Here is an 8,260-nt window from a genome sequence, read left to right on the forward strand (position 1 = left end):
TATTCAGATCGATGATTTAACAAAGACATTTGGAGATCATTTGATCTTTAGAAATACAAACCTGACAATTGCTGCTTGTCAGAAAGTACTTCTCACGGGTGCCAGTGGAAGTGGTAAAACTTCCCTGTTTCACTTATTATGTGGAGAAGATAAGAAATATAGTGGAAGTATTGAATTGATAGATAGAAAAGGAAAATCTTGCTATCCTTCTTACGACAGGGTCAATCTCATTCATCAAAAACCTTATCTATTTAAGGGGACTGTAAAAGAAAATTTGACCCTATTTCAGGAGTTTTCAGATGACCAACTTCAAAAAGCTTTAGAATCTGTTCATCTTTGGGATGAATTAGCTGGTGATTTAGAGTATCAAGTAGATCCACAGAATTTATCTGGAGGACAAATGATGAAACTAGAAATTGCACGGTGTATTCTCCGACCAAAACCCATTTTATTAGCCGATGAGGTGACAGCAGCATTGGATGAAACAAATGCAAGAGAGATTCGAAAAATATTGGCTCAACAAAAGTGTACCTTGATAGAAATAGCTCATAAATACCAGAAAGAAGATTACGATTCTATTTATCAGATTGTAGATCATAAAATTATAAAAATGGATCATTGACAAAGGCAAATACTTTCTAGTTCACTCAAATCGTCGTAGTTGGTCAAAAAAAGATCCCACCTTGAAATGAATCAAGATGGGATTTTTTTCAGTATTAAATAAACAAACTAGCGGTTAGGATTAGATAGAGCAAGAAGGTAACCAGAAATCCAGCGCGCCAGAAGTATTTGATAAATTTAGGGTAATAAAAACTCTTTTTCTTTTTTAAGAAATAAATCGTTAGCCCCAAGGCCAAAAGCGAAAGGCTTAAAGCTAGCAGCGGTAAGAGGCTGTGATAAAATGCGCTGTCTGAGATCAGGTAGTACTCTAGGGCAAATAAAGGAAAGGCAATATCGGTCGATCGCCATCCTCTTTTTTGAAGCTTAAAGAGGTGAACAATGATGCCACTCAGAATCAGCGTTAAAAAAATAAATAATACAGAAGCAACTTTGATTAACATAGCTTCATTCTATCATAAAACGAAAAAAAAGTTTACTATATTTTAATTTTTTCTTGCAAAAAAATAGAAATCGTGTATAATAGAAAGGTATGCACAAAGCATACTTGTGGGAGGTAAAAATCTGTAATTACCGCCAAAACCACAAAGGAGGATTTAAGAAATGGCTAAAAAAGTCGAAAAACTTGTAAAATTGCAAATCCCTGCTGGTAAAGCTACTCCAGCTCCACCGGTTGGTCCAGCGCTTGGTCAAGCAGGTATCAACATCATGGGATTCACTAAAGAGTTTAACGCTCGTACAGCTGATCAAGCTGGTATGATCATCCCAGTTGTTATCACTGTATATGAAGACAAATCATTCGATTTCGTTACAAAAACACCACCAGCTGCTGTTCTTTTGAAAAAAGCTGCAGGTGTTGAAAAAGGTTCAGGTACACCGAACAAAACGAAAGTTGCAACTGTAACTCGTGCACAAGTACAACAAATCGCTGAAACTAAGATGCCAGATTTGAACGCTGCAAACATTGAGTCTGCAATGCGTATGATCGAAGGTACTGCTCGTTCTATGGGATTCACTGTTACTGACTAATTGTAACAATCCTATTTGCCCGCAATACACTTGATCAAATGACGAGTGACGTGGGAGATGAAAATCGATATGACCACATTACAAGGAGAAAGATAAAATGGCTAAAAAAAGCAAACAACTTCGTGCTGCTCTTGAAAAAATCGACAGCACAAAAGTCTACAGCGTAGAAGAAGCTGTAGCTCTTGCAAAAGAAACTAACTTTGCAAAATTTGACGCAACTGTAGAAGTTGCTTACAACTTGAACATCGACGTGAAAAAAGCTGACCAACAAATCCGTGGTGCAATGGTATTGCCAAACGGAACTGGTAAAACAGCTCGCGTACTTGTATTTGCACGTGGTGCAAAAGCTGAAGAAGCAAAAGCTGCTGGTGCAGACTTCGTAGGTGAAGATGACCTTGTTGCGAAAATCAACGATGGTTGGTTGGACTTCGACGTTGTTATCGCTACACCTGACATGATGGCTCTTGTTGGACGTCTTGGACGTGTCCTTGGACCACGTAACTTGATGCCAAACCCTAAAACTGGTACAGTAACAATGGATGTTGCGAAAGCAGTTGAAGAGTCTAAAGGTGGTAAAATCACTTACCGTGCTGATAAAGCAGGTATCGTTCAAGCGATCATCGGTAAAGTTTCATTCGATGATACTAAATTGGTTGAAAACTTTAAAGCTTTCAACGACACAATCCAAAAAGCAAAACCAGCTACAGCTAAAGGTACTTACGTAACTAGCTTGACTTTGACTACAACTCAAGGTCCTGGTATCAAAGTGGATGTTAACTCACTTTAATTGAAATGAAAAGCTGCCTTCGGGTAGCTTTTTTTGTACTCCATTTTTATTTGTTACAGTTGGTAAAACTAATCGGATGGAAAAAAGAAAATTTTGATGGATATGACTATATAAAAAACGTAATTTATGGTAAAATAATACAGATCAAAAAAGGAGAGAGAAAATGGTAGAACCTAAGTATAAACGTATCTTAATCAAGCTATCTGGTGAAGCCCTTGCTGGGGAACGTGGTGTCGGAATCGATATCAAAACTGTCCAAAATATGGCCCAAGAAATCAAGGAAGTTCATGAACTTGGAATTGAAATTGCCTTGGTGATTGGAGGGGGAAACCTTTGGCGTGGAGAACCTGCTGCTGAAGCAGGGATGGATCGTGTTCAAGCAGACTACACAGGTATGCTCGGTACTGTCATGAACGCCCTTGTGATGGCTGATTCGCTTCAACAAGTTGGTGTGGATACCCGTGTTCAAACAGCGATTGCCATGCAACAAGTCGCAGAACCTTATATCCGTGGTCGTGCCCTTCGTCACCTTGAAAAAGACCGGATCGTGATCTTTGGTGCAGGGATCGGTTCTCCTTATTTCTCAACAGATACGACCGCAGCTCTTCGTGCAGCTGAGATTGAAGCAGATGCCATTCTCATGGCTAAAAATGGGGTCGATGGTGTTTACAATGCCGATCCGAAAAAAGATGCTTCAGCTGTGAAATTTGAGGAATTGACTCACCGTGATGTGATCAACAAAGGTCTTCGCATCATGGACTCAACAGCCTCTACTCTCTCCATGGACAACGACATTGACTTGGTTGTCTTTAATATGAATGAACCAGGCAATATCAAACGCGTTGTCTTTGGTGAAAATATCGGTACAACCGTATCGAATAACGTAGAAAAATAATAGAAAATAGAGGAAGATTATGGCAAACCCAATCGTAGAAAAAGCAAAAGAAAGAATGACCCAGTCTCACCAAAGTTTGGGACGTGAATTTGGTAGCATCCGTGCTGGACGTGCAAATGCAAGTCTTTTGGATCGTATTTTTGTAGAATACTACGGAGTAGAGACACCATTGAACCAATTGGCATCTATCACTATTCCAGAAGCGCGTGTCTTGTTGATCACTCCATTTGATAAATCATCTTTGAAAGACATCGAGCACAGCATCAATGCATCTGACCTTGGCATCACTCCAGCCAACGATGGATCTGTCATCCGCTTGGTCATCCCAGCATTGACAGAAGAAACTCGTCGTGAATTGGCAAAAGAAGTGAAAAAAGTGGGTGAAAATGCAAAAGTTGCGATCCGTAACATCCGTCGTGATGCGATGGATGAAGCGAAGAAGCAAGAAAAAGCTAAAGAAATCACAGAAGATGAATTGAAAGGTCTTGAAAAAGAGATCCAAAAAGTAACGGATGACGCTGTTAAGCATGTGGATGAAATGACAGCTCACAAAGAAAAAGAATTGATGGAAGTTTAATCCATCCCAACCACTACAGGAAAGAAAGACTCAGTTGGCACTGCTGGCTGGGTTTTATTTCCATCATTCTTGTGAAGAGGCAAGAGGAAAGAAGGAAACATGAATACGAATCTAGCAAGCTACATCATGGGAATGGTCATCGATGAAAATGATCACTTCTATTTTGTTCAAAAAGATGGCCAGACCTACGCACTTGATAAAGCAGAAGGCCCACACAAAGTCGGAGAAAGTGTCAAGGGCTTTGCCTATACGGATATGAAGCAAAAGCTCCGACTCACGACACTTGAAGTCACTGCAACTCAAGAAAGCTTTGGCTGGGGAACGGTTACGGAGGTGCGCAAGGATTTGGGAGTCTTTGTGGATACAGGGCTTCCAGATAAGCAGATTGTTGTCTCACTAGATATCCTACCGGAGATCAAAGATCTATGGCCTAAAAAGGGCGATCGTCTCTATATTCGCTTAGAAGTTGATAAGAAAGATCGGATTTGGGGGATCTTAGCCTACCAGGAAGATTTCCAGCGTTTGGCTCGTCCAGCCTATAACAATATGCAAAACCAAAACTGGCCAGCCATTGTCTACCGCTTGAAATTGTCTGGAACCTTTGTTTACCTTCCAGAGAACAATATGCTGGGCTTTATCCACCCAAGTGAGCGCTATGCAGAACCTCGTTTGGGAGAGGTCGTAAATGCTCGCGTTATTGGTTTTCGTGAGGTGGACCGGACCTTGAATCTATCTTTGAAGCCACGCTCCTTTGAGATGTTGGAAAACGATGCCCAAATGATTTTGACCTATTTGGAAGCTAATGGAGGCTTTATGACCTTAAATGATAAGTCCTCTCCAGAAGAAATCAAAGCAACTTTTGGGATTTCAAAAGGCCAGTTCAAAAAGGCTTTGGGTGGCTTGATGAAGGCGAAAAAAATCAAGCAAGACCAGTTTGGAACAGAGTTAATCTAAGAGGAGGCTTATGCGAAAATCGTTTTATACTTGGCTGATGACGGAGCGCAATCCTAAAAGCAATGCTCCTAAAGCCATTCTAGCAGATCTTGCTTTTCACGAGTCTGCTTTTCCCAAGCATACAGATGACTTCGACGAGGTCAGTCGCTATCTAGAAGAGCATGCCAGCTTTTCCTTTAATCTTGGCGATTTTGATGCGATTTGGGAAGAATACCAAGCCCACTAGAGAAGGATAAGTCGAGGATGGTTTTTTCTCGGCCTCTTTGTTATAATAATAGAAAAACACAGGTAGAGAGGTTCTTTATTTGCAAGAACATTCAGTTGAAATTACATTAACGCATCCAGACGATCTCTTTCATTTGTTTGGATCTAACGAACGCCATCTCCGTTTAATGGAGCAAGAATTTGGGGTAACTATTCATGCCCGGACAGAAATCGTCCAAATCATTGGGGAAGAAGAAAGCTGCGAGCAAGCTCGTCAAGTTATTCAGGCTCTTTTGGTCCTCGTCAACCGTGGCATGACCATTGGAACGCCGGATGTGGTGACCGCCATTACCATGGTGAGAAATGGTGAATTGGATAAGTTCATCGCTCTCTATGAAGAAGAGATTATCAAAGATAGTTACGGCAAGCCCATTCGAGTTAAAACGCTTGGTCAAAAGATCTATGTCGATAGTGTCAAGAACCATGATGTCACTTTTGGGATTGGACCAGCGGGGACTGGGAAAACATTCCTAGCGGTGACCTTGGCCGTGACTGCCCTCAAGCGTGGTCAGGTCAAGCGGATCATTTTGACGCGTCCTGCTGTAGAAGCTGGAGAGAGCCTTGGTTTCCTACCAGGAGATCTCAAAGAAAAAGTGGACCCTTATCTACGACCAGTCTATGATGCTCTTTACCAGATTTTAGGGAAAGACCAAACAACTCGGATGATGGAGCGGGAGATTATCGAGATTGCGCCTTTGGCTTATATGCGGGGGCGGACCTTGGACGATGCCTTTGTCATCCTCGATGAAGCGCAAAATACCACCATCATGCAGATGAAGATGTTTTTGACCCGTCTTGGTTTTAACTCTAAGATGATTGTCAATGGAGATACCAGCCAGATTGACCTCCCTCGAAATGTCAAATCAGGCTTGATTGATGCTCAGGAGAAATTGAAGAACATTTCTCAAATTGACTTTGTGCATTTCTCTGCCAAGGATGTCGTTCGCCATCCAGTAGTAGCAGATATTATTCGGGCCTACGAGTCCATCCCAAATCCAGTCCTCAAAGAAAAACCGGATGTGGAAGAAGAATAAAAGAGAAGGCAAAGATCATCGGATCTTTGCCTTTTTTATGTTAGAAATTAAACCAATTCATCAATTGGTGTGAAGTCACGCTCTAAACCGGTAGCAACGGGTTGGCTTGTGATATGGCCTTGGTAAGTAGTGACACCTTGGCGCAAGCCTTCATCAAGGGCAATTGCCTTGTGGAAGCCATTGTCAGCTAGGGATTCGACATAAGGAAGGGTAACATTGGTAAGGGCGATAGTAGAGGTACGAGCGACAGCCCCTGGGATATTGGCAACGGCATAGTGGAGCACGCCATGTTTTTCGTAAACTGGCTCCGTATGCGTTGTGACACGGTCTGCTGTTTCGATAACACCACCTTGGTCAACGGCCACATCGACGATAACTGAACCGGGACGCATTTGTTTGACCATATCGTCTGTCACTAATTTAGGAGCTTTAGCACCAGGAATCAAGACAGCCCCGATGACAACATCGGCATCACGGACGCTGGCTTCAATGTTAAATGGATTGGACATAAGGGTTTGGATTTGGTGACCAAAGACATCTTCCAGAACAGCCAAACGTTTAGCGCTGATATCTAAGATGGTCACTTGGGCACCGAGTCCAAGGGCGATACGAGCTGCGTGGGTTCCAACGACCCCGCCTCCGATGATGATGACTTTCCCTTTGGGAACACCTGGCACCCCACCTAGGAGGACTCCTGATCCACCTTCTTGTTTGGTCAGGAAGTGAGCACCGATTTGCACAGCCATCCGTCCAGCAACCTCACTCATTGGCACCAAGAGTGGCAACTGTCCATCTAAGTCACGAACGGTTTCGTAGGCCACCCCAGTTGTTTTAGCTGCGACCATAGCGTCTGCTAATTCAGGTGCGGCAGCCATATGCAAGTAAGTGAAGAGCAAGAGGTCTTCGCGAAGGAAGCCATATTCTTCAGCAAGAGGTTCTTTGACTTTGACCACCATCTCAGCGGCCCAAGCTTCTGCTGCAGTCGCAACGATGGTTGCCCCTTGCTTCGTGTAATCTTCATCCGCAAAGCCAGAACCAAGTCCAGCATTTGTTTCCACCAAAACTTGATGACCTTTCTTGACCAAGCTTTGTACGCCTGCAGGTGTCAAACCGACCCGATTTTCGTTGTTTTTAATTTCTTTAGGAATTCCAATGAGCATTCTTGCCTCCTTGCTCAGATTTAGGAGTAAAAAGGCCATTGGTGTGAGATTGCTCTCTTGACTCAATGACCTTTTTACTCCTTATCTGATTGTTTTGATTGATTTTATTGTATAGAAAAGTGGGTTAAAAAGCAAGAAAAATTTGAGCTTGCCTTCTTTTATGTTATTTGCTAAACTAATCCCTAAAGAAGGAGTGTCAAATGGAAAATTTATATGTGAAGTTAGCGGCTTATCGTGAAGTGGAGACAGAGCGTTTGCGCTTGCGTCCGGTCACTCTTGAAGATGCACCGGCTATGTTTGAGTATGCTTCTGATGAAGCTGTTACACGCTATACTTTTGCAACCAATCATAGTCTTGAAGAGACGCGTAATAATATTGCCCTCTTTTATCTAGCGAGCCCACTTGGAAGATGGGGGATCGAGCTAAAAGAAAATGGAAAATTTATCGGGACGATTGATTTACTGGATTTGGATCTTTGTATGAAAAAGGGGAGTATCGGCTATGTTCTGAATAAAGACTATTGGAACCAAGGTCTTGCGACAGAAGCTACCAAGGCAGTCATTGCTCTGGCTTTTGAACAGTTAGGGATGAACAAGCTCATTGCTGTTCATGATCAGGACAACCCAGCTTCTGGACGGGTGATGGCCAAATCAGGTATGAAATATTCTCACGAGGAGCCCTACGCGATGTTAGACTTGCATGAAGAAGGGAGAATGGTGACGAGAGTTCATTATGTCCTCACTAAGGAAGAATATTTGGCAGAAAAATGAGTCAGGATATTGACAAAAGACCTATCTCCATGATATAGTAGATAGGTACTGCTGGTTTAGCTCAGTCGGTAGAGCGCATCCATGGTAAGGATGAGGTCGCCGGTTCAATCCCGGCAACTAGCATAGCAGAAGAGAGAAGCTTAGAGAAGATCTAGGCTTCTTTTTTTGCGAG

At 42.5% G+C, this 8,260-nt stretch carries 11 protein-coding genes and 1 tRNA gene; 10 read left to right on the forward strand and 2 right to left on the reverse strand.

The features are described 5' to 3' along the window. The coding region (locus SPADD19_RS12295; RefSeq protein WP_241496389.1) for an ATP-binding cassette domain-containing protein at nt 1-622 on the forward strand (622 nt) is incomplete at its 5' end. Between the two features lie 94 nt (nt 623-716). On the opposite strand, the gene SPADD19_RS01535 is transcribed toward SPADD19_RS12295, so the two are convergent. Next, nucleotides 717-1,061: a DUF3397 family protein gene (locus SPADD19_RS01535; protein WP_013903943.1), complete on the reverse strand. Its 345-nt coding sequence runs from the start codon at nt 1,059-1,061 to the stop codon at nt 717-719. 160 nt (nt 1,062-1,221) lie between these two features. Between SPADD19_RS01535 and rplK the strand changes: the two genes are divergently transcribed. The 7 genes from rplK (at nt 1,222) to SPADD19_RS01570 (ending at nt 6,158) form a co-directional block, all read left to right on the forward strand. Further along, nucleotides 1,222-1,647 (forward strand): 50S ribosomal protein L11, encoded by a 426-nt coding sequence (rplK, locus tag SPADD19_RS01540; RefSeq protein ID WP_003005369.1) that lies wholly within the window; start codon nt 1,222-1,224, stop codon nt 1,645-1,647. Between the two features lie 97 nt (nt 1,648-1,744). Then, the gene (gene rplA, locus SPADD19_RS01545; protein WP_003005355.1) at nt 1,745-2,434 is read left to right on the forward strand and encodes a 50S ribosomal protein L1; all 690 of its coding nucleotides are present in this window, start codon (nt 1,745-1,747) and stop codon (nt 2,432-2,434) included. 163 nt (nt 2,435-2,597) lie between these two features. Continuing rightward, nucleotides 2,598-3,329, forward strand: coding sequence for a UMP kinase (gene pyrH / locus SPADD19_RS01550; protein ID WP_003005706.1), 732 nt, complete (start codon nt 2,598-2,600; stop codon nt 3,327-3,329). 19 nt (nt 3,330-3,348) lie between these two features. Next, nucleotides 3,349-3,906, forward strand: a complete 558-nt coding sequence (frr, locus tag SPADD19_RS01555; protein WP_023918770.1) for a ribosome recycling factor — start codon at nt 3,349-3,351, stop codon at nt 3,904-3,906. A gap of 99 nt (nt 3,907-4,005) precedes the next feature. Continuing rightward, nucleotides 4,006-4,860, forward strand: a complete 855-nt coding sequence (cvfB, locus tag SPADD19_RS01560; RefSeq protein ID WP_061455029.1) for an RNA-binding virulence regulatory protein CvfB — start codon at nt 4,006-4,008, stop codon at nt 4,858-4,860. Between the two features lie 10 nt (nt 4,861-4,870). Continuing rightward, nucleotides 4,871-5,086, forward strand: a complete 216-nt coding sequence (locus SPADD19_RS01565; RefSeq protein ID WP_003005127.1) for a YozE family protein — start codon at nt 4,871-4,873, stop codon at nt 5,084-5,086. Between the two features lie 79 nt (nt 5,087-5,165). Continuing rightward, entirely contained in the window at nt 5,166-6,158 is a 993-nt protein-coding gene (locus SPADD19_RS01570) for a PhoH family protein (RefSeq protein WP_061455030.1), read from the forward strand. A gap of 47 nt (nt 6,159-6,205) precedes the next feature. On the opposite strand, the gene ald is transcribed toward SPADD19_RS01570, so the two are convergent. After that, nucleotides 6,206-7,318 carry an alanine dehydrogenase gene (gene ald / locus SPADD19_RS01575; RefSeq protein ID WP_061455031.1) on the reverse strand — a complete coding sequence of 371 codons (1,113 nt, stop codon included), beginning with the start codon at nt 7,316-7,318 and terminating at the stop codon, nt 6,206-6,208. A 200-nt stretch (nt 7,319-7,518) separates the two neighbouring features. Between ald and SPADD19_RS01580 the strand changes: the two genes are divergently transcribed. Both SPADD19_RS01580 and SPADD19_RS01585 read left to right on the forward strand, forming a co-directional pair. Further along, nucleotides 7,519-8,088: a GNAT family N-acetyltransferase gene (locus SPADD19_RS01580; RefSeq protein ID WP_061455032.1), complete on the forward strand. Its 570-nt coding sequence runs from the start codon at nt 7,519-7,521 to the stop codon at nt 8,086-8,088. Nucleotides 8,089-8,138: 50 nt separating this feature from the next. After that, nucleotides 8,139-8,211, forward strand: a tRNA-Thr gene (locus tag SPADD19_RS01585). Nucleotides 8,212-8,260 lie beyond the last annotated feature (49 nt).

It is taken from the genome of Streptococcus parasanguinis (assembly GCF_001578955.1).
Lineage (GTDB): Bacteria > Bacillota > Bacilli > Lactobacillales > Streptococcaceae > Streptococcus > Streptococcus parasanguinis_U.

Bases quoted from the DNA above. Each gene is read 5' to 3' on its own strand.
- SPADD19_RS01535 (WP_013903943.1), bottom strand. From the start codon at position 1,061: ATGTTAATCAAAGTTGCTTCTGTATTATTTATTTTTTTAACGCTGATT.
- rplK (WP_003005369.1), top strand. From the start codon at position 1,222: ATGGCTAAAAAAGTCGAAAAACTTGTAAAATTGCAAATCCCTGCTGGT.
- rplA (WP_003005355.1), top strand. From the start codon at position 1,745: ATGGCTAAAAAAAGCAAACAACTTCGTGCTGCTCTTGAAAAAATCGAC.
- pyrH (WP_003005706.1), top strand. From the start codon at position 2,598: ATGGTAGAACCTAAGTATAAACGTATCTTAATCAAGCTATCTGGTGAA.
- frr (WP_023918770.1), top strand. From the start codon at position 3,349: ATGGCAAACCCAATCGTAGAAAAAGCAAAAGAAAGAATGACCCAGTCT.
- cvfB (WP_061455029.1), top strand. From the start codon at position 4,006: ATGAATACGAATCTAGCAAGCTACATCATGGGAATGGTCATCGATGAA.
- SPADD19_RS01565 (WP_003005127.1), top strand. From the start codon at position 4,871: ATGCGAAAATCGTTTTATACTTGGCTGATGACGGAGCGCAATCCTAAA.
- ald (WP_061455031.1), bottom strand. From the start codon at position 7,318: ATGCTCATTGGAATTCCTAAAGAAATTAAAAACAACGAAAATCGGGTC.
- SPADD19_RS01580 (WP_061455032.1), top strand. From the start codon at position 7,519: ATGGAAAATTTATATGTGAAGTTAGCGGCTTATCGTGAAGTGGAGACA.